Genomic DNA, 24,301 nt, shown 5'->3' on the forward strand with positions numbered 1-24,301 from the left:
GCCAGTGGCGGCCGCGGTCAGTGGTCGCCCGCGCGGCGCCGCCACTGGTCCAGGTAGACGGCGACGATGAGCACCGCGCCGACGACGACCTGCTGCCAGAACGGCTTGACCCCGAGGATCTGGAACCCGTTCTGCAGCACGGCCGGGATGAACACGCCGATCACGGTGCCGATGACGGTGCCCGCGCCGCCGAACAGGCTCGTCCCGCCGATCACCACCGCCGCGATCGCCTGCAGGTTGTCGGTCGAGTGCGCCGACACCCCGGTGATGCCGTACTTGGCCAGCGACAGGTACCCGGCCAGGCCCGCCAGCAGCCCGGCCAGTCCGTACACCTTCACCAGCTGCCGCTCGACGCGCACGCCCGCGTGCCGCGCCGCCTCGGTGTTGGACCCGATCGCGTAGGTGTGCCGTCCGAACCGGCACTGCGCGAGCAGCACCGCCAGCGCCACGGTCACCGCCGCCGAGATCCACACGATCTCCGGGACGCCGAGGAACTTGTCCAGCCCGAGCCCGAGGTTCAGCCGGCTGGAGGCCCGCATGTCGACACCGCCGGTGATCAGCAGCGCGCCGCCGAGCGACATGCCGAGCGTGCCGAGGGTGACGATCAGCGCCGGGATCCGCCCGTAGGCCACCACGAACCCGTTCAGCACGCCCCACGCCAGGCCGGTCGCGACCGCGACCAGCGGCCCGACCCACAGCGCCGTGCCCGACTCCGCGCCGACCGCCTCCATCGCCTTGGCGGCGGTCACCGCCGAGAACACCAGCACGCCGCCGACCGACAGGTCGATGCCGGACGTGATGATCACGAACGTCATGCCGACCGCGAGCAGCAGCAGGATCGCCGCGTCGCCGACCATGTTCAGCAGGTTGAAGCTCGTCGCGAAGCTGTGCGGGCGCAGCGCGCCGAACGCGACGAGCATCGCCGCCAGCACCAGCGCGATCCACACCACCTGGCTGCCCGCCACGCGGTCCAGCACCGCCCGCCCGCGGAGCCCGCCCACCTGCGCGGCCATCGGCTCACCGGCCTCCACACTCATCGCTCCTCCTCACGAGCCGCAGCACCGCGCTCGTCCCGCCCCGCGCCGTCCACACGCGTCGACCCGTCTGCTCGCGTCGGCCCGTCCGCTCGGGGCGGCCCGTCCGCGCGGGTTGGCGTGTCCGTGCGGGTTGGCCCAGCCGCGCGGGGCGGCTCGCCGGTGGCTTCTTCGGCGGCGGTGGCCATGGCGTCGGTCATCGCCTCGGACGTCGCGCCGGTCATCGCGGCGACCAGCTCCTCCATCGAGACCCGCGCGGTGTCGAAGCGGGCCACCCGCGCGCCCAGGCGCAGCACCTCGATCCGGTCCGACACGGCCTTGACGTCCTGCATGTTGTGGCTGATCAGCACCACCGCGACACCGGTGTCCCGGACGCGCCGGATCAGGTCCAGGACGCGGCCGGTCTGCACCACGCCGAGCGCGGCGGTCGGCTCGTCCATGAACACCACGCGGCGTGCCCAGGTGACCGCGCGCGCCACCGCGACACCCTGCCGCTGCCCGCCCGACAGCGTCGAGACCGGCACCGTGTCGGACTTCAGCCGGATGCCGAGCCGCTCGCACTCGGCGCGGGCGCGGTCGCGCATCGCCTTGTGGTCCAGGAAGCCGAGCCGGCCGAGCAGCCCGCCGCGCAGCACCTCGCGGCCGAGGAAGAAGTTGGCGGCCGGGGTGAGCTGCGCGCACAGCGCCAGGTCCTGGTGGACGGTCTCGATCCCCGCCTCGCGGGCCTGCTCGACGCGGTCGAAGGCGACTGGCACGCCGTCCAGCCGGATCGTCCCGCCGTCCGGCCGCTGCACCCCCGACAGGATCTTGGTGAGGGTGGACTTGCCCGCGCCGTTGTCGCCGATCAGCGCGACGACCTCGCCCGCGTGCACGGTGAAGTCCGCGCCGCGCAGCGCCTCCACGTGCCCGTAGCTCTTGACGATGCCGCTGGCCTCCAGCAGCGGCGCGCCGGTGGCGGCGCTCTGGCCGGTGCTCACTTCTGCTCCTCCTCGGGGGCCGGCGGCAGGCAGCGCAGCACGTCCAGCCCGGTTCCGCGCAGGCTCGTTCCGCCCGCGCCGTAGGGCACCAGGACGGTCTGGCCGCCCCGCACCGGAAGGCTTCCGCCGTCGAACCGCAGCTCGCCCGCCCCGCGCAGGACGACCAGCACCGCGAACCCGGGCGGGAACTCGGCGCCGTCCCCGGCCAGCTCGGCGCGGAAGAACGGGTCGGCGGCCTCGGGCAGGACGCGCCGCGCGCCGCCGCCGGTGACCGGCATCTGCTCGCGCGTGCGGACCAGCGCGGCCACCTCGTCCGGTGACCAGGCCCGCCGGTCGACGCACTGGAGCGCGAGGTCCCAGCCGAGGTCGAGATGGCCGGACTCGTCGCCGCCGGGCGCGAAGTCCTTCCACTCCAGCATCACGCTGAAGTCGGTCGGCTCCTGGAGCTCGACCACGAACACGCCCGCGTCGATCGAGTGCGGGATCCCGGCCGGGATCAGCACCGCGTCCCCGGCCCGGACCCGCACCGGGTTGGTCGCCGCCAGCATCGCCGCGACGTCCTGCTCGGCCGACCAGGCGCGCAGCCGCTCCTCGGGCACCTCCTCGCGGAAGCCGATCCGCACCGTGCCGCCGTCCTGGTCGGCGGTGCCCAGCACCAGCCACGCCTCGGTCTTGCCGAACGCGCTGCCCAGGTGGGCCCGCGCGAACGCGCGGCTCGGATGGCAGTGCACCGGCAGCCGCTGCCCGGCGTCCAGCAGCTTGACCAGCAGCGCCGTCGAGTCGCCGAACCGCCGCACGTGCTCCGGGCCGAGCCAGCCGGCCGGGTCGGCGGCGACCGCGTCGGGCAGCCGGCGCCCGTCCGGCAGGACGGTCACCCCGGCGGACGCGTCGTCGATCCGGCCGGTCGCCGAGCCGACCCAGTCTTCAGGACGGTGGTCGTCGGGAGGCCGCACGCCGCGGAACCGGGCGATGGCCTCGCCGCCCCGGTAGAAATGGCGCGGCTGGTTGGCGGGCAGGGGGAGGGGTCGCACGCGTCGGTCCACCTCTTCCGGAGGGAGAACGCCGGGGTTCCGGGCAGCGGCCCGGGGTCCGGACGGATGTCAAAGGATGAGGGCGGGGGATGAGGCCGGGGATGAGGGCAAAGGGGGCGGGGGCGGCAAGCGGGCGGCATCGGAAGCGACGCCGCGAATCGGTCGGTCCGTTGCGGCCTTACCTTCGGCCCGAATGACATCGTTGTCAACACTCGGCCGGACGCCGTGACCCGCCCGTGACCCGGCGGGGACGCGAAACCCCCGGTGGAGCGGGCCTGCGGAACCGGGCGATCGGCGGACCCGGGCGTCCCGGACGCCCCGTCGGAGATAACGTTGGACCGTGACGAACGAGGACAAGCCCCGCCGCCCCACGATCTCCGACGTGGCCGCGGCCGCCGGGGTGAGCGTCAAGACCGTGTCCCGGGTCATCAACAACGCCCCCTCGGTGCGTCCCGAGGTCACCGAGCGGGTGCTCGCGGCGATCAGCAGCCTCGGTTTCCGCCGCAACCACATCGCCAGCTCGCTGAGGTCGGGGCAGCAGACCGCGACCATCGGGCTGATCATCGAGGACCTGGCCAACCCGTTCTACTCCGCGCTGGCCGCCGCGATCGGCCGCTACGCGCGCGAGCGCGGCACGCACCTGATCACCGCCAGCTCCGAGGAGAGCCCGGAGCTGGAGCGCCAGCTGTTCCTGGAGCTGTGCCAGCGCCGGGTGGACGGCCTGATCATCGTCCCGGCCGGCGGCGACCACTCCTACATGCGCCCCGAGCTGGAGATGAACACCCAGGTGGTGTTCCTGGACCGGCCGCCGGCGGGCATCCTGGCCGACAGCGTGCTGATCGACAACGCCGGCGGCACCCGCGCCGGGGTCGAGGAGCTGCTGGCCCGCGGGCACCGCCGGATCGGCGTGCTCAGCGACTCCACCACCGTCTACACCGCCCGCGAGCGGTTGTCGGGGGTCCGCGCGGCGCTCACCACGGCGGCCGTCCCCTACGAGGACGCCCTGGTCAGGACCGATGTGGGCGACCCCGAGCAGGCCGCCGCGGCCGCCGCGGCGATGTTCCGCACCGGCGAGCCGCCGACCGCGTTCTTCTGCGGCAACAACCGGATCACCGTCGGCGTGCTGGCCGAGCTCGGCCGCCTCGGCGCCGAGGCCGACCTGGTCGGCTTCGACGACTTCGAGCTGGCCGACCTGATGCCCCGGCCGTTCACCGTCATCGCCTACGACGTGGGCGAGCTCGGCCGCACCGCCGCCGCCCGGCTGTTCGACCGGATCGGCGGCGACCGCTCCTGGCCCGCCGAGACCGTCCTGCCGACCCGCCTGATCCACCGCGGCACCGCCGTCCCGGCCTCCTGAGCCCCCGGCCTCCTGAGCCCCGGCCTCCTGAGCCCCCAGTCCCTGCCCTGACCGCGGGGACGCCGGGGAGCTTTTGGGACAACGTTGTCATTGATATTGCCCGAGGTCGGTGCGTGTTTTCGGGCTGGTTGGGGGACTTGTTGCTTGATTGGGCCCTTGACGCGCCTGGGGACGGGCTTCACGATCTAGGGCGTCCTGACAACGTTGTCTCGGAGGAGCGCGTATGCACAGGCCGCGCCTACCCAGGCCGGGTCTCCCCGGACCCCTCCCCGCCGCCCGGCCACCGCGCCGGACGGCCCGGCGCCGTCCCGGACGGTCCGCCCGCCGGATCGCCGTCCCGGCCGCCCTGGCCCTGATCCCCCTGCTCCCCGTCGCGGCCGCGCAGAGCGCCCACGCCGCGCCCGACCCCACCTCCTACGTCAACACCTTCGTCGGCACCCAGGACGGCGGCCCGGACTTCGGGCACGGCGGCGGCGCGGGGGAGAACTTCCCCGGCGCGGTCGTCCCGTTCGGCATGATGCAGTGGAGCCCCGACACCGTCCGCAACGCCGGCGGCGGCTACAAGTACGAGGACGACCGTCTGCGCGGGTTCTCCATGACCCACATCTCCGGGCCGGGCTGCACCGGCGCGCAGGACTTCCCGGTCATCCCGGTCTCGGGCACCATCGGCCGCTCGCCCGCCACCCACGGCGACGACTACGTGCAGACCTTCAAGCACGACAACGAGCAGGCGAGCCCCGGCTACTACGCGGTGACCGCCGACTCGGGCGTCAAGACCGAGCTGACCGCCTCCACCCGCGGCGGCGTCGGGCGCTTCACCTTCCCCACCGGCAAGCCCGGCACGCTGCTGCTGAATGTCACCGGCTCCATCCACGGCGTGGACGACGCCGAGGCCACCGTGAGCGGCAACACCGTGGAGGGCTGGGCCAAGACCGGCGGATTCTGCGGCGCCTCCAGCCGCTACTACGTGTACTTCCGCGCGACCTTCGACCGTCCGGTCAAGGCTTATGGCACTTGGAAGGACGACTCGGTCGAGCCAGGCCAGTCCGTCGCGCGCGGCGCCTCGCCCGACAAGGTCCCGCAGGCGGTCAAGCCGTCCGGACGCGCGCACAACGCACCCGGCGGCAAACCGGTCAAGGAGCAGCGGGCCTTCACCGGCGGTGTCAACGTCAAGGGCCCCGGCTCGGGTGTCTACCTGCAGTTCGACTCCGGCCAGCCCGTGCAGATGCGGTCGGCGGTGTCGTATGTGAGCCTTGCCGGAGCGCGCGCCAACCTCAACTCCGAGGTCGGCGGACGCGGTTTCGACACCGTCCGCACCGCCGCGCACGCCGCCTGGCAGAAGCGGCTCGACCAGGTCAAGGTGTCCGGCGGGTCCGAGGACCGGTTGCGCACCTTCTACACCGCGCTCTACCACGCCCTGCTGCAGCCGTACGTGTTCGACGACGTGGACGGCACCTACACCGGCTTCGACTACCGCACGCACAAGGTGCGGCCCGGCCACCACCAGTACGCCACGTTCTCCGGCTGGGACATCTACCGCAGCGAAGCCCAGCTCATCTCGTTCCTGGCCCCTGACGTCGGCTCGGACATCGCCCAGTCGATGTACGACGACGCGCACCAGATCGGGAACGTGTGGGACCGCTGGTCGCACCAGAACACCATCACCGGTGTCATGGTCGGCGACCCGTACCACTCGATCGTGTCGTCGGCGTATGCGTTCGGCGCGCGCGACTTCGACGCCAAGGGCGCGCTCGCGGCGATGGTGGACGGCGCCAACCGCGTCGGCGCCAAGTCCGGCTACACCGAACGTCCCGGCAACGCCCAGTACCTCAAGCGCGGCTACCTGCCGATGGACACCTCCACCACTCTGGAATACGGCCTGGCCGACTTCGGCATCGCCCAGCTCGCGCAGCGGCTCGGCGACACCGCCACCGGCGACGCGTTCATGAACCGCGCGCAGAACTGGCAGAACGTCTTCAACCCGGCCAACGCCTGGATCCAGCCGCGCATGTCCGACGGGTCGTTCTACAGCCCGTTCAACCCGGCCGACTCCAACTCCTACGTCGAGGGCAACGGCGCCCAGTACAGCTGGATGGCCTACCAGAACGTCGGCGGCCTGTTCGACCTGATCGGCGGACGCGACGCCGCGGCCAAGCGCCTCGACACCTTCTTCACCAAGCTCAACGCCGGCCCGCACGAACCGTACGCCTACCTCGGCAACGAACCGTCCCTGCAGACGCCGTGGCTGTACGCCTGGAGCAGCACGCCCTACAAGACGCAGGACGTGGTGAACCGCGCGCGCAACGACCTCTACAAGCCCACCGCCGGCGGGCTGGTCGGCAACGACGACCTCGGCACGATGTCGGCCTGGTACGTGTGGTCGTCGATCGGCATGTTCCCGGTGATGCCCGGACGCGCCGAACTCGTCGTCAACGGCCCCGCCTTCGACAAGGTGGAGATCCGGCGCTCGTCCGGGCAGCGCTTCACCATCAACGCGCCCGGCGCGTCCAGCAGCCCCTACATCCAGTCGCTCAAGGTGAACGGGCAGGACTCGTCCAAGCTGTGGCTGCCCGAGTCGTTCGCCACCGGCGGCGGACAGCTCGACTACACCATGGGCGCGCAGCCCGACACCAAGCTCGGCACCGCCGACGCCGACGTGCCGCCCTCGTTCAACCAGGGCGCGCACGCCTTCATCTCGGCCGCCAACCCCGGCATCGTCGCGGTCGAGCCGGGCGGCACCGCGACCACGACCCTGCGCGTCCAGGCCCTCGCCAAGGGCGGCAACGTGAACTGGACGGCCAAGCCCCCGGCCGGCGTCACCGTCAGCCCGTCCTCCGGGACGCTGGCGGTGCCCGACCACGGCCAGGCCGAGCAGCAGGTCACCCTCAGCGTCGCCGCGGACGCCAAGGTCGACCTGTACTCGGTGCCGTTCGACATCTCCGGCGCGGGCGAGGCGGCGGTGTCGGTGAACGTCGCGCACAAGGGCACGATCGAGTGGTACCAGAACAACGCGGGCATCTCGTCCGACGGGACGTCCGCGGCGGCCGACTTCGACGGCGGCGGCTGGACCTACTCGGCTCAGGCGCTCGCCAACGCCGGCGCCAAGCCCGGCGGCCAGATCACCTGGAACGGGTTCACCTTCACCTGGCCGAACCGGCAGCCGGGCCAGTTCGACAACGTCCAGGCGCAGGGGCAGACCGTCGAGCTGCCGCAGCCGCCCACCGGCACCCGGCTGGCGTTCCTCGGCGCGGGCGGCAACGGCGACGCCCCGTCCAGCGTCACCATCACCTACACCGACGGCACGACGCAGAAGTCCGACCTGTCGATGTCGGACTGGGCGCTCGGCGCCGACGCCTACCCGCCCAGGTACGGCAACCAGATCGTGCTGAAGACGCCGTACCGCAACTCCGGCGACGGCGGGAACCAGAAGATCAACGTGTACGTGTTCGGCGCGACCCCGATCGACCTCGCCGCGGGCAAGCAGGTCAAGAGCTTCACGCTGAACGCCCCGGCGAGCGGCGGCTCGCTGCACGTGTTCGCCTGGTCCTTCTCCTGATCCGCTGAAACCGCACCGAGCCGCCCGCGGAAGGCCTCCGGGGGCGGCTCGGACGTGTTGAACGCATGCTCTGGACGCCCGGTCCGGACGCGCGGGTCAGACCGAGCGGGTCGGACCGAGCGTCGTCGGACCGAGCGTCGTCGGACCGAGCGTCGTCGGACCGAGCGTCGTCAGACCGTGCGGCGGCGGCGCCAGGCCAGGCGGCGCAGCAGCGGCTCGGACGCCGCGACCTCCGGATCGTCCGTGAGGATGAGCGAGTCCAGCAGCGAGTCGAACGACGGCGGCCGGACGCACACCAGCGTCGCGCGCGTCCGCCGGGCGCAGTGCAGCCGCACCGACGGCCGGATGATCCGCGAGAGCAGGCTCCGGTCGCCGTGCCCGACGACCAGGATGTCGTCGTCGCGGGCCAGCCGGACCAGCGTCGCGCCCGGCTCGCCGACCAGCGCCAGCGCCGTCATCTGCACCCCGTGCGGGGTGCCGCCCGCGACCTCGCCCAGCGTGCGGGCGATCAGCTCGGCGCCCGCCGCGCGCAGCGCCTCGGTGATGCCGCAGCCGATCTGCCCCGCCGCCGACACGTGCGGCGGCAGCGGGGCGGCGTGCACGACCAGCAGCGCCAGGCCCCTGAGCCGGGCCTCGCCGATGGCCCACGACAGGGCGCAGCGCGCGCCGGGCGAGTCGTCCACGCCCACGACGACGCGCGGCCCGCCCTCCGGTCTCACGATCACGGTCCCCTCCCGCGGGAGCCTGCCACCGACCCTGCGGCGATGTGTGCCCTCCAGGGTGCAGCCTTACCCGCTCAGGTGGAAGTGTTTACACGCGTTGAACCGCGGGTTTCTGGCCGGAGTCCGCCGGCTGGCGCGTGCACCGCCCGAATCGGGCCGTCAGACGCGGTCTGCGGCGATCAGGAGGTACTGGAACGAGCCGTCCTTGTAGGACGACAGGAACGCCTCCTCGATGCCGGTGGCGACCGACGATCCCGCCCTCAGCTCCCAGTACGGGATGGTCGCGGCGGTCAGGTCGATGACCCGCGCCGGGACCAGCCGGTTGGCGGCCATCGCGGCGAAGTAGGTCCGCCGCGAGTGCACGCCGCACTCGTAGTGCGCGTTGATCGTCGAGACCGCCTTGGACGGGATCTGCCCGTACACGTCGTTGTAGCAGCCGGTGATGGTGACGTAGCGGCCGCCACGCGCCAGCAGCCGGGCGTGCGCGGCGAACAGGTCGTACAGGTCCACGTACATCGTGGACTCGTTGTTCCAGATCGAGTGGAACTCCCCGGCGGGCAGGCCGGTGTCGAGCATGTTCGCCAGGTGGAACTTCACCCGGTCGGCGACGCCGCGCTGCGCCGCCTGCTCGTTGGCGAACTTCACCTGCTTGGCCGAGATCGACACCCCGTCCACCCGGCAGCCGAACCGCTGGTTGGCCAGGAAGCTGCTGCCGCCCCGGCCGCACCCGGCGTCCAGCACGCGGTGCTCGGCGCCGAGCCGCCCGCCCGCGAACGACAGGTTGTCCAGCAGCAGGTTCGCCTGCGCGGACTCCAGCCGGTGCAGGTCGGCGATCACCGCGTCGTCGCCGCCCTCGGCGACGCGGGGCGTCGGGTCGCCGATGCCGTAGTGGTGGTGGAAGAACCCGTCCACCTCGCCGAGCCGGATGTTCACCGGGTCGGCCTCGGCGTTCCAGTAGGCGGCGACGTCACCCTGGTAGGCGGTCAGAGCGGGCTGGGACATGGGTCATCTCCTCGTGGTGGTGTCAGTTGGGAAGGAGAAGCGCGAGGTGGGCGGCGAGCGCGGTGGACGGCGGGCGGATCGGTCGGCGGGTGGGGGACGGCGAGGGCGGACGGCGAGGGCGGGACGGGTCAGGGCGCGGTCGCGTACCGGGTTCCGACCAGGCCGGAATGCCACTCGTGGTTGCCCGCCGCCCAGTTCGACAGGCCCGCCAGGTAGCGGGCGAGGACCGGGTCGGTCGGGGCGAGCAGCGCCGACAGCGCCTCGAAGTCGTCCATCAGCTCGTTGTGGATCTCGATGGTCTTCTGGAACGCCTCCTCGATGCCCACACCCTCCTCGTGCGCGATCACGGTGGGCAGGCTGTGGTGGACGCGCTCCTGGGCCATCTCCTTGCGCAGCGAGTACAGGTCGTTGACGATCGTGGTGGCGTTGGACGACAGCGCGGTCGCGCGCTGGACGTCCGGCCGGGCGAACATCGAGGCGGGCAGCTCGTAGCCGCCGACCGCGTCGGTGATGGTCAGGCAGGGCCGGAAGTTGTTGAACTGGCGCTGCGCCAGGTACTCCCACACCGCCGGCGTCCGGCCGGTCTGGATGCAGGCCGCCTCCGCGCAGTAGCCGAGGTACAGGTTGCAGATGTCGTGCCGGTACCGGTGCGCCTGCGCGGGCGTCGCGATCCGCTCGAAGTAGCCCATCGCCGACCGCATCGCCCGCAGCGCGGGATGCGAGGCCAGCCCGGCCAGCCACTTCGGGATCTGCGGCTTGGTCGTGTGCAGCGGGTCGATCGCCGATTGCGCCACCAGCAGCCGCGCGCCCAGGCCCTCGGGATGGCCGCCGAGGTCGGGCTCGCAGAAGTAGTCGTCCACGGCGTTCTCGCCGATGTACAGCATCCCGGCGGCGACCAGGTGGTCGAAGGACGCGGCGTCCGGATGGCACATCACCACCGAGCGCCCCGGGTCGAAGGCCAGGAACATCGCGCGCAGCTGGTCGCCGGGGTAGAGCTCGACCTCCTTCTCGGCCCAGATCATCAGCCGCTCGTTCACCCGGTCGGCCAGCGCCCGGTCGTCGCGCAGCGGCCGGCGGAACTTCAACCCCTTGATCACCTTGGGCTGCTCGTCCTCCCCGTCCCGGCCCTGGCCCTTCCGCTCCTGCACCTTCGCCGCGGGCTTGGCCTCGGGCTCGGACACGGCCTGGACTTCAGGCGCGCACTCGGGCGCGGCTGAGGGTTCGAGGTCGGCTGCGGGTTCGAGCTCTGGCGCGGGTTCGAGGTCGGCTTCGGTGTGGACGGCGGGCTCGGCGAGGCACTCGGCTTCGGGTGCTGTCGCGGGCTCGGTGAGGCATTCGGCGTCGGCCGGGGGTTCGGGGGCGCAGTCGGGGTCGGTGACGGGGCAGGCGGTGGCGGCCGCGTCCGGCAGGTCGGGGGCCTGCTCAGGCTCGGGCGCCGGGGGCGGCTCCGGGACGTCCGCCGGGACGGGTTCGCACCTGAACAGCCGTGCGGCCGAGGTGCCGAGGCCGGTCGGGCCGGACGGCAAGGAGGCGAGCTCGTCGGGGAACTCGCCCGGGAACCGCTCGGACAGGTCCGCGATCGCTGCTGGGTCTGTCGTTCCGGTTCGGGTGTCCACCGCTGACCTGCTTTCGCGAGGGGGCTGACCGGCGCGCGTCCGTTACGCCGCGATTACAAAACGTAGTGACGGCGCTTCTGATCGTGAATAACCAACCGGTGAGGTCCATCGGTCCCCGCAGTCACATGGGCGTGGTGCCGGAACGCTTGCCCCATCCCGCGGCATGGCGTCCAGGGGGATGCGGCCGGATCCGGGCACCGAACGCCGAGGTCACGTAGGTTGGGACGCTCATAATGTGACTTCGACCGCAAAATGTCGGTGGCGTCGCCTACGGTCGGAGCAGCTCAACTGCGGCGGATCGGTCCACCCCCCAAGCGAATCGGCCCACCGCCTACAACCCACCGCATCCAAGCGGCGCCCCGGGCGCACCCGTCCGGGAACGCGTCGGAGCGCTGCGTCCAACCCACCGCGTCGGTCTGTGAGGGGTGACCCCAATGGCGAACAGCACCATCGACCAGGAACGGGAGTTCGAGGAGCTCGTCGATCCGTACCGCCGCGAGCTGCTCGCGCACTGCTACCGGATGCTGGGCTCGGTCCACGACGCGGAGGACCTGGTCCAGGAGACCTACATCCGGGCCTGGCGGTCCTACGAGGGCTTCGAAGGCCGGTCCTCGCTGCGCACCTGGCTCTACAAGATCGCCACGAACGTGTGCCTGACCGCGATCGAGCAGCGCGGGCGGCGGCCGATGCCGACCGGGCTCGGCGGCCCGAGCGGGGAGCCGGAGCGCCCGGTCGTCGCCTCGGAGGAGGTGCCCTGGCTGGAGCCCGCGCCGGACAGCATGATCGGCGCCGACCCGGCCGACCCGGCGGCGATCGTCGCGGCCCGCGAGTCCACCAGGCTGGCGTTCGTCGCCGCGCTCCAGCACCTGCCCGCGCGGCAGCGGGTCACGTTGATCCTGCGGGACGTCCTGAAGTGGAAGGCGGCCGAGGTCGCCGAGCTGTTCGGCACCAGCACCGCGTCGGTGAACAGCGCCCTGCAGCGCGCCCGCGCCCAGCTGGAGGAGTCCAGCCCCGAGCGGGACCACCTGGTCGAGCCGACCGACCCCGGCCAGCGCGACCTGCTGGAGCGCTACGCCAAGGCGTTCGAGGACGCCGACATCGACGGCTTGGTCGAGCTGTTCAAGGAGGACGCGGTGTGGGAGATGCCGCCGTTCCCCGAGTGGTTCGTCGGCCCCGAGCACATCGCGCGGCTCATCAAGTCCCAGTGCGGCCCCGAGCCGGCCACCTTCCGGGTCGTCCCGACCGGCGCCAACGGGCAGCCCGCGTTCGCCCTCTACAAGTGCGGCGACGACGGCGTCTACCGGCCCTACCAGCTGCAGGTCCTGGACATCACGCCCGGCGGCGTCCAGCACGCCTCGGTGTTCTTCGACACCAGCCTGTTCCCGGTCTTCGGACTGCCCGAAACCGTCTGAACCGCCTGCGCCACCGAGCGGCCCGGCGTTTCCGCCCAGCGGACCTTCCGCTGAGCGGAAAGCCGGGCCCCGCGCGCGTCCGGGCCGCTGCCAGGGTGAGGGAAACGGGCACCCCCGGCGGCCTCCGCGCCCTCGCGCACCGCCGGACGGCCCCCGGAACGGATCGGGAGGCGGAACGGCAGTGGGTTCGGGCAAGGCAGGCTCCGAGGCGGGCCCAGGCAGCGCGGCTCCGGCCACGGCGGGTGCTGCCGCTACAGGTTCGGGCTGGGCCGGTTTGGGCGACGGCTCGGATCGGGGCGGCATGGCCGTCGGCTCGCGGCGGGACGGCGGCGACGGCGGTTCGGGTCGGGGCGGCTTGGACAAGGTCGTGGGCTCGGCGGACGAGGCCGTCGCCGACATCGGCGACGGGGCCTCGCTCGCGGTGGGAGGGTTCGGGCTCTGCGGGGTCCCGACCGTCCTCATCGACGCGCTGTACGAGCGCGGCTCGGGTGCGCTGCGGGTGGTGTCCAACAACTGCGGGCTGGACGGCCGGGGCCTCGGGCGGCTGCTCGCGGCCGGCCGGATCGCCCGCGCGATGGGCTCCTACGTCGGCGAGAACAAGGAGTTCGCGCGGCAGTACCTCGGCGGGGAGATCGAGGTCGAGCTGATGCCGCAGGGCACGCTCGCCGAGCGGCTTCGCGCAGGCGGCGCGGGCATCCCCGCCTTCTTCACCCCGGCCGGCGTCGGCACGCAGGTCGCCGACGGCGGGCTGCCCTGGCGGTACGCGCCGGACGGCTCGGTCGCGGTCGCGTCCCCGGCCAAGGAGGTCCGCGAGTTCGGCGGCCGCGCCTACCTGCTGGAGGAGTCGATCACCACCGACTTCGCGCTGGTCCGCGCGGCGCGCGGCGACCGGCACGGGAACCTGGTGTTCGACAAGTCGGCCCGCAACTTCAACCCGCTGTGCGCGATGGCCGGTCGGATCACGATCGCCGAGGTGGAGGAGCTGGTCGAGCCGGGCGAGATCGACCCCGACCACGTCCACCTGCCCGGCGTGTTCGTGCAGCGGGTCGTCCCGCTGACGCCCGAGCAGGCCGCCGACAAGCCCATCGAGAAGCGGACCGTGCGCGACGCGCCGGCCGCGCGGAAGGCGGGGGAGTGATGGCCTGGAGCCGGGACGGGATCGCGGCGCGGGCGGCGGCCGAGCTGCCGGACGGCGCGTACGTCAACCTGGGCATCGGGCTGCCCACGCTGATCCCCAACCACATTCCGGACGGCCGGCATGTCGTGCTGCACGCCGAGAACGGCGTCCTCGGCGTCGGGCCCTACCCGGCCGAGGACGAGGTCGACCCGGATCTGATCAACGCGGGGAAGGAGACGGTGACGGTGCTCCCGGGCGCCGCCTACTTCGACTCGTCCCTGTCGTTCGGGATGATCCGCGGCGGCCACATCGACGTCGCGGTGCTGGGCGCCATGCAGGTGTCGGCGCGCGGCGACCTCGCCAACTGGTCGGTCCCCGGAAAGATGATCAAGGGGATGGGCGGCGCGATGGACCTGGTGCACGGCGCCCGCCGGGTGATCGTGGTGACCGCGCACAGCGACCGGTCCGGCGCGTCCAAGATCGTGGAGAGCTGCACGCTGCCGCTGACCGGCGCCCGCTGCGTGCACCGGATCATCACCGACCTCGCCGTCCTGGACGTCACGCCCGGCGGCCTGGCCCTGGTCGAGACCGCCCCCGGAGTCACCGAGGCCGAGGTCCGCGAGCGGACCGCCGCCCCCATCCGCGCGTAGGAGAGCAGCATGACCCACCCTCCGTACCTCCACCCGGACTACAAGAGCACGGTGCTGCGCGCGCCTTCCCGCGAGCCGGTGATGCCGCGGCTCGGGCCGGACAGCGTCGAGCTGACCTCGCCGGTGTTCGGGCACCAGGAGCTCGGCGTCCTGGACGAGGACCTGACCGCGCACCACGCCGGCGAGCCGCTCGGCGAGCGGATCATCGTGACCGGGCGGGTGCTGGACGGCGCGGGCCGCCCGGTGCGCGGCACGCTGGTCGAGGTGTGGCAGGCCAACGCCGCCGGGCGGTACGCCCACCTCGGCGACCGGCACCCGGCCCCGCTCGACCCGAACTTCACCGGCGCCGGCCGCTGCCTCACCGACGACGACGGCCGCTACCGGTTCGTGACGATCAAGCCGGGTGCCTACCCCTGGCGCAACCACCCCAACGCCTGGCGGCCCGCGCACATCCACTTCTCGGTCTTCGGGACGGCGTTCACCCAGCGCCTCGTCACGCAGATGTACTTCCCGGGCGACCCGCTGTTCGCCCACGACCCGATCATGCAGTCGATCCCCGACCAGCGCGACCGCGACCGGCTGGTGTCCCGGTTCGACCTGGACACCACCGTGCCGGAGTGGGCCCTGGGCTACCAGTGGGACATCGTGCTCGGCGACACCCCGATGGAGGCGTGATGACCCCCACCGCACCCGACCTCGCGCCGACGCCCTCGCAGACCGTCGGGCCGTTCTTCGGCCACGCGCTGCCCTACGCCGAGGGACCCGACCTCGTCCCCGGCTGGCATCCGGACGCGATCACGATCCGCGGGCGTGTGCTGGACGGCGCGGGCGCCCCCATCCCGGACGCGCTGGTAGAGATCTGGCAGGCGGACGGCGCGGGACGCATCCCGTCCGGCGCGGGCGGCCTGCGCCGCGACCCCGACGGCTTCTCCGGCTTCGGCCGCTGCGGCACCGACGCGGCCGGCGAGTACCGCTTCCGCACACTCAAGCCCGGCGCGATCAGACCCAACGCGTCCGACACCGATGCGTCCGGAACAGACGCGTCCGGGGCTGACGCGTCTGGGGCCGGTGCGTCCGGGGCTGACGTGGCCGGGGCCGGTGCGTCTGGGACTGGTACATCCGGGGCCGGGGCGCCCTACATTGCCGTGCTGGTTTTCGCGCGGGGCCTGCTCAAGCCCGTCCGGACCCGGCTGTATTTCCCGCAGGACGCGGCGGCGCACGGCATCGACCCGGTGCTGGCGGCCGTCCCGGCCGAGCGCCGCCCGACCCTGGTCGCGGTGGCCGAGAGTGACCGGACGTATCGTTTCGATATCCACCTGCAGGGCGAGCGGGAGACGGTCTTCCTTGGCATCTGATCAGCCGCTCGACGCGGTCCCGCCGGACGGGACGGCGCCGGTCGCGGGCCCGGCGGACGGGATCCCAGCGGGTCCGCTGGACGCCGGGCTGCTGTCGCCCGTCCGCGCCGGGATGCCCGCCGAGGCGCTGACCGGCGACGCGGCGTGGCTGCGGGCGCTGCTGGACGCCGAGGCGGCGCTCGCCCGCGCGCAGGCGCGGCTGGGCATCGTCCCGGCACGCGCCGCGGACGCGATCACGGCCGCCGCGCGGCTCGCCCGCCCGGACATCGCCGAGCTGGCCCGGCGGGCGCGCGGCGCGGGCAACCCGGTCGTCCCGCTGGTCGCCGACCTGCGAGAACTGGCCGGGGACGCCGGACGGCACGTCCACCGCGGCGCGACCAGCCAGGACATCATGGACACCGCGGGCATGCTGGTCGCCGTCCGCACCCGCCGGGAGATCGTCGGCACGCTCGACCGCGTCCTCGCCCTGCTCGCCGGGCTCGCCGAGCGATATCGCGACACGCCCGTGCCGGGCCGCACGCTCAACCGGCAGGCGCTCCCGACGACGTTCGGGCTCAAGGCCGCGCAGTGGCTGCTCGGCTGCATGGACGCCCGCGACCGGCTGGCCTCGGTCCCTCTGCCCGTCCAGCTCGGCGGCGCGGTCGGCACGCTCGCCGCCTACGGCGCGGACGGCCCGGCCCTCGCCGACGCGTTCGCCGACGAGCTCGGCCTAGACCGGACCGTCCTGCCCTGGCACACCCGGCGCACCCCGGTTGCCGACCTCGCCGCCGCGCTCGCACTGGTCACGGGCGCCCTCGGCAAGATCGCCACGGACGTGGCGCTGCTCGCGCAGAGCGAGGTGGACGAGGTCGCCGAGCCCGCCGGACCCGGCCGCGGCGGCTCCTCGGCCATGCCGCACAAGCGCAACCCCGCGCTCGCCACCCTCGTCCGGTCGGCGGCCCTCCAGGTCCCCGCGCAGGTTCAGGTGGTGCTGGCCGCGCAGGCCGCCGCGCACGAGCGTCCGGCGGGCGAGTGGCACGCCGAGTGGCAGCCGCTCCGCGAGTGCCTGCGCCTGACCGGCGGCGCGGCCGCAACCACCGCCGAGCTGCTCGACGGCCTGGAGGTCCGTCCCGACCGCATGCGCGCCCACCTGGACGCCCTGCTCGCCGTTCTCGACGGACGCGACCTGGACACCGACGTCCGCGCGGCGGGCGCCCTCGTCGACCGCGCCCTCACCCAGTACAGGAAGAACCGCCCGTGAGCCTCGTCCACCGCCTCGACGGTCCCGAGGACGCGCCGCTGGTCGTGCTCGGCCCCTCGCTCGGCACCACGTCCGGGCTCTGGGACCCGCAGCTCGACGCGCTCACCCGGCACTGGCGCGTCCTGCGCTACGAGTTGCCCGGCCACCGCGGCACGCCCGTCCCGGACGGCCCATTCGGCATCGACGACCTCGCCGACGCGGTGATCGGCCTACTCGACCAGGTAGGCGCGGCGCAGGCGGCCGTCGCGGGCGTCTCGCTCGGCGGCGCCATCGCGATGACGACCGCGCTGCGCGCCCCCGAACGCGTCGCCAGCCTCGCACTGATCTGTACGTCCCCGAAGTTCAGCGATCCAGGGCCGTGGCGCGAGCGCGCCGCGCTGGTCCGCCGCGAGGGCGTCGAGGGAATCGCCGAGTCCGCGCCGTCCCGCTGGTTCACGCCGTTCTTCGCCGACACCGAACCCTACGTCGCGATGGTCAAGTCCGCCGACCCCGAAGGCTACGCCGCGTGCTGCGACGCGCTCGCCGACTTCGACGTCACCTCGCAGCTGGGACGCATCACCGCGCCGACGCTGGTCGTGGCGGGCGCAGAGGACAAACCGACACCTCCGCACGGGCACGCCGACGTGCTCGCCGACCGCATCCCGGACGCGGTGCTCACGGTCGTGGGCAACGCGGGCCACCTCGCGAACGTCGAACAGCCGGGACCGGTCACCGACGCGCTCATCCACCACCTCACCCGCACCTGGAAAGGACCCGCCGCGTGACCCCCCGCCCCGACGAGGAACCCGCCGCCGAGGAGCGCATCGCAGCGCGCCCCGAGCGTCCAGCGACCGGCGAGCAGCCCGCCGCCGACGATCAGACCATCGATGCGCCCGCCGCGCGGCGTGGGACCGACGATTCGCGTGCCCAGCAGCCTCCAACCAACGAGCAGCCCGCAACCGACGAGCAGCGCATCGACCAGCCCGGAACCAGCGACCCGCGCGCGGAGCAACCGGGGCCTGGCGAGCCGCGCGTTGAGCGGCCGGGGGCTGGCGAGGCGCGCGCCGGGCGGCCGGGGGCTGGCGAGGCGCGCGTTGGGCGGCCGGGGGCTGGCGAGCCGCGTGTTGAGCAACCGGGGGCTGGCGCAGCGCGCGTTGGGCGGGCTTGGACTGACGAGGAGAGGTACGGCGAGGGGATGCGGACGCGTCGGGAGGTTCTTGGCGACGCGCACGTGGACCGGGCCGTCGCGCGCACCACCGACTTCACGTCCGACTTCCAGGACCTCATCACGCGCTACGCCTGGGGCGAGATCTGGTCGCGTCCGGGCCTGGACCGCAAGACCCGCAGTTGCATCACCCTGACGGCGATGGTCGCGGGCGGCCACCACGACGAGCTGGCCATGCACGTGCGCGCCGCGCTGCGCAACGGCCTCACCCGCGACGAGATCAAGGAAGTGCTGCTGCAGACCGCGATCTACTGCGGCGTCCCGGCGGCCAACTCCGCGTTCGCCGTCGCGCAGCGCGTCCTGTCCGACCTCGACGGAACGGAGTAGCGCGGTGGAGGCGCGGCGGCCGCCGACGGTGGCGGGCAAGGTCATGGCGATCCTGGACGCGTTCGCGCCCGGGGACGTCCGGCTCACGCTGAGCGAGATCTGCCGCCGCGCCGGGCTGCCGCCGTCCACCGGGCACCGGCTGGTCGGCGAGCTGACGGCGGGCGGGTTCCTGGAGCGGACGCCCGACGACGGCACCTACCGCATCGGCACCCGGCTGTGGCGGATCGGCAGCCGCGCCCCGGCCGTCAGCGGCCTGCGCGAGCTGGCGCTGCCGCACATGGAGGACCTGTACGAGGCGACGCACGACAACGTCCAGCTCGCGGTGCTGGGCGACGGACGGGCGCTGTTCGTCGAGCGGCTGCGAGGCCGCCGGTCGGTGCCAGTGGTCACGCGAGTCGGCGCGGACCTGCCGCTGCACGCGACCGGCGCGGGCAAGGTGCTGCTGGCGCACGCGCCGCCCGAGGTGCGCGAGGCCGTCCTCGCCGAGCCGCTGACCCGGCACACCCCGGCCACCCTCACCGACCCGGACGAGCTGCGCCGCGACCTGGCCGCCACGCGCCGCCGCGGCTACTCCACCACGCGCGACGAGATGACCGTCGGCGCGTCCTCGGTCGGGGTGCCCGTACGCGACCGCGAGGGCGTGGTGGTCGCCGCACTGTCGCTGGTGGCCCGCACCCGCGGCGCCGACCCGCGCCGGCTGCTGCCACCCCTGGCGACGGCGGCCCGGGCCCTGTCGCGCGACCTGGCCGTCCAGTGGCATTCCGACTCCGACATCGTCCCCCCACGCCACCCCGACACGGACTGACGCCATGACCCCCGCGCACCCTCCGAACACGCCCCGACGCAATCACGCCCCCGCGCCGCCCGGACGCGGATTGAACCAACGACCCCCGCACCGCCTGGACGCGGACTGACGCAACGACACCCCCGCACCGCCCGGACGGGGACTGACGCCATGGCAGCCCCGCGCCGCCAGGACGCGGATTGACGCCGTGACAGCTCCGCGCCGGCTGGACGCGGAGTGACGCAGCGGCATACCGTCCCCCGCGCCCCCGAGCGGCGACCGACCCAGCGACACACCCCCGTGCCCCCCCCGGCGCGGACCGAGCCAGCGACATCGTCCCCGCACCCCGAGCGTGGACGGCCCCAGCGACACATCCCCGCGCACCCCGGGCGCGGGCTGACCCAGGAGGATCCCATGCGCACGCAGGTCGCGATCGTCGGCGGTGGACCGGCGGGTCTGCTGCTGTCCCACCTGCTGCACCGGCAGGGCATCGCGTCGGTGGTGCTGGAGAGCCGCGACCGCGGCTACGTCGAGCGCCGGCAGCGCGCCGGCATGCTGGAGCAGAACACTACCGACGTGCTGCGCGGCAGCGGCGCGGGCGCGCGGCTGGACCGCGAGGGCCTGGTGCACCACGGTATCGAGCTGCGCTTCGACGGGACCGGGCACCGGATCCCCATCACCGACCTCACCGGCCGGACCGTCACGATCTACGCGCAGACCGAGATCGTGAAGGACCTGGTCGCGCTGCGCCTCGCCGACGGCGGCGACGTCCGGTTCGAGGCCGAGGTGCTCGCGCTCGACCCGTCCACCGGCACCGTCACCTTCCGCCAGGACGGCGCGACCCACGAGCTGCACGCCGACTACATTGCCGGATGCGACGGGTTCCACGGCGTCAGCCGCGCCGCGGTCCCGGACGTCCGGACGTTCTCCCGCGACTACCCGTTCGCGTGGCTCGGCATCCTCGCCGACGTCGCGCCGTCCACCGACGAGCTGATCTATGCCCACCACGAGCGGGGCTTCGCGCTGCACAGCCTGCGCTCCCCGTCGGTCAGCCGCCTCTACCTCCAGGTCGCGACCGATGCCGACCTCGCCGACTGGTCCGACCAGCGCATCTGGGACGAGCTGGCGACCCGGTTCGGCACCCCGGACGGCTGGCAGCTGAAGCCCGGCCCGATCACCGACCGGTCGGTCACCCCGATGCGCAGCTTCGTCGCCGAGCCGATGCGGCACGACCGGCTGTTCCTCGCCGGGGACGCCGCGCACATCGTCCCGCCGACCGGCGCCAAGGGCCTCAACCTCGCGGTGTCGGACGTGACGATCCTGGCGCGCGCTCTGACCGAGCGGTACACGTCCGGTACAAGCGCGCTGCTGGACGCCTACTCGGCCACCTGCCTCAGCCGGGTGTGGCGCGCCGAGCACTTCTCCTACTGGATGACCACGCTCCTGCACGCCGACCCCGGCGCGGACGCGTTCGACCGGCGCGTGCAGCGCGCTCACCTGGAGTACGTGGCGTCCTCGCCCGCCGCCGCGACGTCACTCGCCGAGAACTACGCCGGACTCCCGCTGGAGTGATCCACCCCGCCATAATGTCGTGATCTTTCATGACGGGGGAGTTGCACGGATGCACGGGGACGGGGCGGCGCTCGGCAGCCGCTACACGCTGCTCGACATGATCGGCCAGGGCGGCATGGGCGTGGTGTGGCGGGCCCGGGACCGCGCGTCCGGCGCGGACCGCGCGGTGAAGGTGCTGCGGCCCGAGCTGGCCGCCGACCCGGCCGCGGTGACCCGGTTCGTCCGGGAGCGCACGGCGCTGCTGAAGGTCCGGCACGCCGGCGTGGTGACGGTGCACGACCTGGTGGTGGAGGGCGACCGGCTCGCCCTGGTGATGGACCTGGTGCTCGGCGAGGACCTGGCCGGCTACCGCAAGCGGCGCGGCGGCGCGCTGCTCCCGGCCGAGGCCGCCTGGCTGGTCGGGCAGGTCTGCGCCGCGCTGGTCGCCGTGCACGAGGCGGGATTGGTCCACCGCGACCTCAAGCCCGCCAACGTGCTGCTCGACCACACCACTCCGGAGTCACCGGTGCGGCTGGCCGACTTCGGCGTCGCGCGGATCGCGGTCGGCGACGAGCTGACCGCCACCGGGAACGTCGTCGGGACGCCCCGCTACATGGCGCCCGAGGTGCTGGAGGGCGCCGAGCCCGGCCCCGCCGCCGACGTCTACGCGGTCGGCGTCACCCTGTACGAGCTGCTCGCCGGACGCCAGCCGTTCGCCGGCAACAGCATCTCGGCGGTCATGCACGAGCACCTGCACGTCGCGCCGCCGCCGCTCCCGGACCTGCCCGCCGAGCTCTGGACGCTGATCGAGCAGAGCCTCGCCAAGCAGCCGATGGCCCGCATCGGCGCCTACGACCTGGGCCGCCGCCTGCTCGCCTACGCCGAGTCCACCTACACCGGCCGCTTCGCCATCACCGTCCCCCCCAACTCCCCCGCCCGCAACCCCACCTCCCCGCCCGGGACGCTGGGCGCGCCCAACATGTCCGGAGCACATGGCATGCCTGGGCCATCCGGAACACAAGGCGTATCTCCAACGTCCGGCGCACACGGTGTGTCCGGGGCGCACAGCGCATTCGGCCCGAGCGGTACAGGCGGTGCATTCGACCCAGGCGTCCCGGACAGTGCAAACGGCCCGAGCGCCACGGGCGGCGCGCACGGCGCGTCCGGCCCGGGCGGTACGGGCAGTGCAGCCGGCCCGAACGGCGCGGGCGGCGCGTCCGGCCTGAGCGGTGCGCACGGCGCGTCCGGCCCGGGCGGCGCGTTCGGCACAGGCGGGGGCGGCCTGGGCGCTGCGCACGGCGAGTTCGGCCCGAGGGGTGCTGGTGGCCCGAGCAGTGTGGGCGGTGCGCGCGGTGCGTTCGGCACAGGCGGTGCGGGCGGCCTGGGCGGCGCGCACGGCGCGTTCGGCCCGAACGGTGCTGGCGGCTTGAGCAGCGCTGGCGGTGTGGACGGGGCGCACGGTGCGTTTGGTGTGGGTGGTGGTGCGGCGGGGGCGGCGGCGGTGAGTCAGCCGTCGATGCCGACTGCCGTGAATCCGCAGCAGGGGCCTGGCGGGGTGGGTGGACGGTCCGGGGTTGGTGACACGTTGGGTGGGACGCTTGCTGTGGGCAAGCGAGGTAGCGGGCGGCGGCGTGGCGTTCTGATTGGCGCGGGGGCGGCCGTGGTGGCGGCTGCGGTGGGCGTTGGCGTGACGCTTGCGCTTACCGGTGGGGGCGGTGGGACGAAGGACGACCAGGTCAAGGCGGCGGGCGAGGCGTCCAGCGGGAAGCTCGCGGTCGGGGTGAAGAGCGGGGCGGCCACGCCGTCCGGCAAGGGCAAGTCGCCGGGTGCGTCGCCCTCGGCGTCCGGGTCGGGGTCGGCGTCGCCGGGCAAGTCTCCCGGGGCGTCGCCGTCCCAGTCGGCACCGGGCGCGGACGCGCCCAAGGCCACCGACTGGGCGTGCGGCCCGCGCTCGGCCGCCGACGCTCGCGGCCACTACCTCACCGCCTGCATCCGCACGGACGGGCATTCGGTGCTGCTGCGCGCGACCATGGACCCGGTCGCGTCCCGCGACGACCCGAAGTTGATCGCGAGCAACCACGTTCAGGTGGTGCTGGTGCTGAAGACTCTCGACCAGACCAACGCCGGACGTTGGGTCTCGCCGGTCTGCACGTCGCTGACCTGCACGTTCCAGATGTCGGCGACCCCGCCGCGCGGGAGCTACCGGACGCTGGCGGGCTGGATGTACCAGGGGATCTACGAGGGGACGGGGAAGGAGAGCCCGCCGGTCACCTTCTGACCCGCCCGCTCCGGGGCGCTGTGCTGCACATCACGCAAGATTTCAGCTTCTGTAATTTTGCACGGCCTGCAAGCATTGTCTAGAGTCGTGGGTATGACGGTGGAAATGGGCCTGCGCGAGCGCAAGAAGGCCGCGACCCGCGACGCGCTCAGCCGCGCCGCGATGCGGCTGGCGATCCAGCACGGCGTGGAGGGCGTCACCGTCGACGCGATCGCCGCCGCGGCGGGCGTGTCGACGCGCACCTTCCACAACTACTTCCCCGGCAAGGAGGAGGCGATCGTCGCCCCGCTGACCGACGGGGCGCGGGCGCTGCTCGCCCGGCTCGCCGAGCGGCCCGCCGACGAGCCGGTCTGGGACTCGGTCCGCACCGTCCTGCACGAGGTGCTCGTGCCGGGCGAGCGGTTCGAGGAGATGATCGCGCTGATGCGGATCGTCAAGGCCGACCCGGCGCTGGTCGCCTCCCAGCTGTGCGGTCTCGGCGAGATGCAGCGCGAGGCGGCGGCCGTGTTCGCCGCCCGCACCGGCACCGACCCCGAACGCGACCTGTATCCCCACCTGGTCGCGGGCGTTACCGGTATGACCATGCGCGTCGTCGTCGAGCTCTGGGTGGACGGCCGCACCGACGCCACCCTGCCCGAGCTGATCGACTCCGCCCTCGCGCAGTTCCGCGCCGGCCTCCCCGTCCCAACGGCATCCGATCAGCCCGGAACCGTTCCGTCTGGGACCGTTCCGTTCGGGACTATTTCGTCCGGGAGCAAATCGTCTGCTTCAGAACCTTCCATGGCCGCCGGGCCGGCCATGGAACCTTCCTCGGCTGGTCCGGCGGCACCCGCTCCGGCGGCATCCGGTTCGTCGGGGACTGATTCGTCCGGGACTGAATCGTCTGCTTCGGAACTATCTGCGGCTGGTTCGGTGGCGCCTGGTTCGTCCGGGGGCGTGTCGGGCGCGGTGGGCTCGGCCGACCCGTCCGGATGAAACGCTTCCGGCCGGGGCGCGCCGCCTTGCCCCGGCCGGACACCCCCTTTCGGCGGATCCACCCCTGAGAGCCGCGCGACCAGCCCGTCGTGAGGCCTGTCCGTGCACCGTCC

The 24,301-nt window shown here is 73.4% G+C and carries 19 protein-coding genes and 1 pseudogene; 14 read left to right on the forward strand and 6 right to left on the reverse strand.

The features are described from left to right. Nucleotides 1-17: 17 nt before the first annotated feature. The 3 genes from FHU30_RS34570 to FHU30_RS34580 are packed head-to-tail and all read right to left on the reverse strand — an operon-like array spanning nt 18 to nt 3,042. Complete coding sequence (locus FHU30_RS34570) at nt 18-1,037, reverse strand: ABC transporter permease (RefSeq protein ID WP_253881745.1); 1,020 nt, start codon at nt 1,035-1,037, stop codon at nt 18-20. Further along, a complete protein-coding gene (locus FHU30_RS34575) occupies nt 1,034-2,011 on the reverse strand; it encodes an ATP-binding cassette domain-containing protein (RefSeq protein WP_253881746.1) in 978 nt (325 codons plus the stop codon). Before FHU30_RS34575 ends, FHU30_RS34570 begins: the two co-directional genes overlap by 4 nt. After that, nucleotides 2,008-3,042 carry a class I mannose-6-phosphate isomerase gene (locus FHU30_RS34580; RefSeq protein WP_253881747.1) on the reverse strand — a complete coding sequence of 345 codons (1,035 nt, stop codon included), beginning with the start codon at nt 3,040-3,042 and terminating at the stop codon, nt 2,008-2,010. Before FHU30_RS34580 ends, FHU30_RS34575 begins: the two co-directional genes overlap by 4 nt. Nucleotides 3,043-3,382: 340 nt before the next feature. Here FHU30_RS34580 and FHU30_RS34585 point away from each other — a divergent pair, with 340 nt between their 5' ends. Both FHU30_RS34585 and FHU30_RS34590 read left to right on the forward strand, forming a co-directional pair. Beyond that, on the forward strand, nt 3,383-4,399 hold the full coding sequence (locus FHU30_RS34585) for a LacI family DNA-binding transcriptional regulator (RefSeq protein ID WP_253881748.1): 1,017 nt from the start codon (nt 3,383-3,385) through the stop codon (nt 4,397-4,399). A gap of 223 nt (nt 4,400-4,622) precedes the next feature. Then, entirely contained in the window at nt 4,623-7,955 is a 3,333-nt protein-coding gene (locus FHU30_RS34590) for a GH92 family glycosyl hydrolase (protein WP_253881749.1), read from the forward strand. Between the two features lie 170 nt (nt 7,956-8,125). Here FHU30_RS34590 and FHU30_RS34595 read toward each other — a convergent pair whose 3' ends face one another. The 3 genes from FHU30_RS34595 to FHU30_RS47370 all read right to left on the reverse strand — a co-directional run bounded on the left by FHU30_RS34595 (nt 8,126) and on the right by FHU30_RS47370 (nt 11,295). Then, nucleotides 8,126-8,680, reverse strand: a complete 555-nt coding sequence (locus tag FHU30_RS34595; RefSeq protein ID WP_253881750.1) for a universal stress protein — start codon at nt 8,678-8,680, stop codon at nt 8,126-8,128. Between the two features lie 156 nt (nt 8,681-8,836). Beyond that, nucleotides 8,837-9,679 carry a geranyl diphosphate 2-C-methyltransferase gene (locus tag FHU30_RS34600; protein ID WP_253881751.1) on the reverse strand — a complete coding sequence of 281 codons (843 nt, stop codon included), beginning with the start codon at nt 9,677-9,679 and terminating at the stop codon, nt 8,837-8,839. A gap of 128 nt (nt 9,680-9,807) precedes the next feature. Continuing rightward, the gene (locus tag FHU30_RS47370) at nt 9,808-11,295 is read right to left on the reverse strand and encodes a terpene synthase family protein (RefSeq protein ID WP_253881752.1); all 1,488 of its coding nucleotides are present in this window, start codon (nt 11,293-11,295) and stop codon (nt 9,808-9,810) included. Between the two features lie 434 nt (nt 11,296-11,729). Between FHU30_RS47370 and FHU30_RS34610 the strand changes: the two genes are divergently transcribed. The 12 genes and pseudogenes from FHU30_RS34610 (at nt 11,730) to FHU30_RS34665 (ending at nt 24,188) form a co-directional block, all read left to right on the forward strand. Beyond that, the gene (locus tag FHU30_RS34610) at nt 11,730-12,707 is read left to right on the forward strand and encodes a sigma-70 family RNA polymerase sigma factor (protein WP_253881753.1); all 978 of its coding nucleotides are present in this window, start codon (nt 11,730-11,732) and stop codon (nt 12,705-12,707) included. 301 nt (nt 12,708-13,008) lie between these two features. Then, nucleotides 13,009-13,845: a CoA transferase subunit A gene (locus tag FHU30_RS34615; protein WP_253881754.1), complete on the forward strand. Its 837-nt coding sequence runs from the start codon at nt 13,009-13,011 to the stop codon at nt 13,843-13,845. Then, nucleotides 13,845-14,474 carry a CoA transferase subunit B gene (locus FHU30_RS34620; RefSeq protein WP_253881755.1) on the forward strand — a complete coding sequence of 210 codons (630 nt, stop codon included), beginning with the start codon at nt 13,845-13,847 and terminating at the stop codon, nt 14,472-14,474. Before FHU30_RS34615 ends, FHU30_RS34620 begins: the two co-directional genes overlap by 1 nt. Nucleotides 14,475-14,483: 9 nt before the next feature. After that, on the forward strand, nt 14,484-15,149 hold the full coding sequence (gene pcaH / locus FHU30_RS34625) for a protocatechuate 3,4-dioxygenase subunit beta (RefSeq protein ID WP_253881756.1): 666 nt from the start codon (nt 14,484-14,486) through the stop codon (nt 15,147-15,149). Beyond that, on the forward strand, nt 15,149-15,829 hold the full coding sequence (locus tag FHU30_RS34630; RefSeq protein WP_253881757.1) for a protocatechuate 3,4-dioxygenase subunit alpha: 681 nt from the start codon (nt 15,149-15,151) through the stop codon (nt 15,827-15,829). The genes pcaH and FHU30_RS34630 overlap by 1 nt, the downstream gene beginning before the upstream one ends. Beyond that, complete coding sequence (gene pcaB / locus FHU30_RS34635) at nt 15,819-17,069, forward strand: 3-carboxy-cis,cis-muconate cycloisomerase (protein WP_253881758.1); 1,251 nt, start codon at nt 15,819-15,821, stop codon at nt 17,067-17,069. The genes FHU30_RS34630 and pcaB overlap by 11 nt, the downstream gene beginning before the upstream one ends. After that, entirely contained in the window at nt 17,066-17,833 is a 768-nt protein-coding gene (gene pcaD, locus FHU30_RS34640; RefSeq protein WP_253881759.1) for a 3-oxoadipate enol-lactonase, read from the forward strand. The genes pcaB and pcaD overlap by 4 nt, the downstream gene beginning before the upstream one ends. 407 nt (nt 17,834-18,240) lie before the next feature. Next, nucleotides 18,241-18,600, forward strand: a pseudogene (gene pcaC, locus FHU30_RS34645) (4-carboxymuconolactone decarboxylase); the annotation flags it as partial. 4 nt (nt 18,601-18,604) lie between these two features. Beyond that, a complete protein-coding gene (locus FHU30_RS34650; RefSeq protein ID WP_253881760.1) occupies nt 18,605-19,405 on the forward strand; it encodes an IclR family transcriptional regulator in 801 nt (266 codons plus the stop codon). A gap of 393 nt (nt 19,406-19,798) precedes the next feature. Then, nucleotides 19,799-20,956, forward strand: coding sequence for a 4-hydroxybenzoate 3-monooxygenase (locus FHU30_RS34655; RefSeq protein WP_253881761.1), 1,158 nt, complete (start codon nt 19,799-19,801; stop codon nt 20,954-20,956). 49 nt (nt 20,957-21,005) lie between these two features. Further along, the gene (locus FHU30_RS34660) at nt 21,006-23,213 is read left to right on the forward strand and encodes a serine/threonine-protein kinase (protein ID WP_253881762.1); all 2,208 of its coding nucleotides are present in this window, start codon (nt 21,006-21,008) and stop codon (nt 23,211-23,213) included. A 93-nt stretch (nt 23,214-23,306) separates the two neighbouring features. Next, nucleotides 23,307-24,188 (forward strand): TetR family transcriptional regulator, encoded by an 882-nt coding sequence (locus FHU30_RS34665; protein WP_253881763.1) that lies wholly within the window; start codon nt 23,307-23,309, stop codon nt 24,186-24,188. Nucleotides 24,189-24,301: the final 113 nt, after the last annotated feature.

This window comes from Actinomadura rupiterrae, assembly GCF_024172125.1.
Classification (GTDB): Bacteria; Actinomycetota; Actinomycetes; order Streptosporangiales; family Streptosporangiaceae; genus Spirillospora; species Spirillospora rupiterrae.

Bases quoted from the DNA above. Each gene is read 5' to 3' on its own strand.
- FHU30_RS34570 (WP_253881745.1), bottom strand. From the start codon at position 1,037: ATGAGTGTGGAGGCCGGTGAGCCGATGGCCGCGCAGGTGGGCGGGCTC.
- FHU30_RS34590 (WP_253881749.1), top strand. From the start codon at position 4,623: ATGCACAGGCCGCGCCTACCCAGGCCGGGTCTCCCCGGACCCCTCCCC.
- FHU30_RS34600 (WP_253881751.1), bottom strand. From the start codon at position 9,679: ATGTCCCAGCCCGCTCTGACCGCCTACCAGGGTGACGTCGCCGCCTAC.
- FHU30_RS34610 (WP_253881753.1), top strand. From the start codon at position 11,730: ATGGCGAACAGCACCATCGACCAGGAACGGGAGTTCGAGGAGCTCGTC.
- FHU30_RS34615 (WP_253881754.1), top strand. From the start codon at position 13,009: ATGGCCGTCGGCTCGCGGCGGGACGGCGGCGACGGCGGTTCGGGTCGG.
- FHU30_RS34620 (WP_253881755.1), top strand. From the start codon at position 13,845: ATGGCCTGGAGCCGGGACGGGATCGCGGCGCGGGCGGCGGCCGAGCTG.
- pcaH (WP_253881756.1), top strand. From the start codon at position 14,484: ATGACCCACCCTCCGTACCTCCACCCGGACTACAAGAGCACGGTGCTG.
- FHU30_RS34630 (WP_253881757.1), top strand. From the start codon at position 15,149: ATGACCCCCACCGCACCCGACCTCGCGCCGACGCCCTCGCAGACCGTC.
- FHU30_RS34655 (WP_253881761.1), top strand. From the start codon at position 19,799: ATGCGCACGCAGGTCGCGATCGTCGGCGGTGGACCGGCGGGTCTGCTG.
- FHU30_RS34660 (WP_253881762.1), top strand. From the start codon at position 21,006: ATGCACGGGGACGGGGCGGCGCTCGGCAGCCGCTACACGCTGCTCGAC.
- FHU30_RS34665 (WP_253881763.1), top strand. From the start codon at position 23,307: ATGACGGTGGAAATGGGCCTGCGCGAGCGCAAGAAGGCCGCGACCCGC.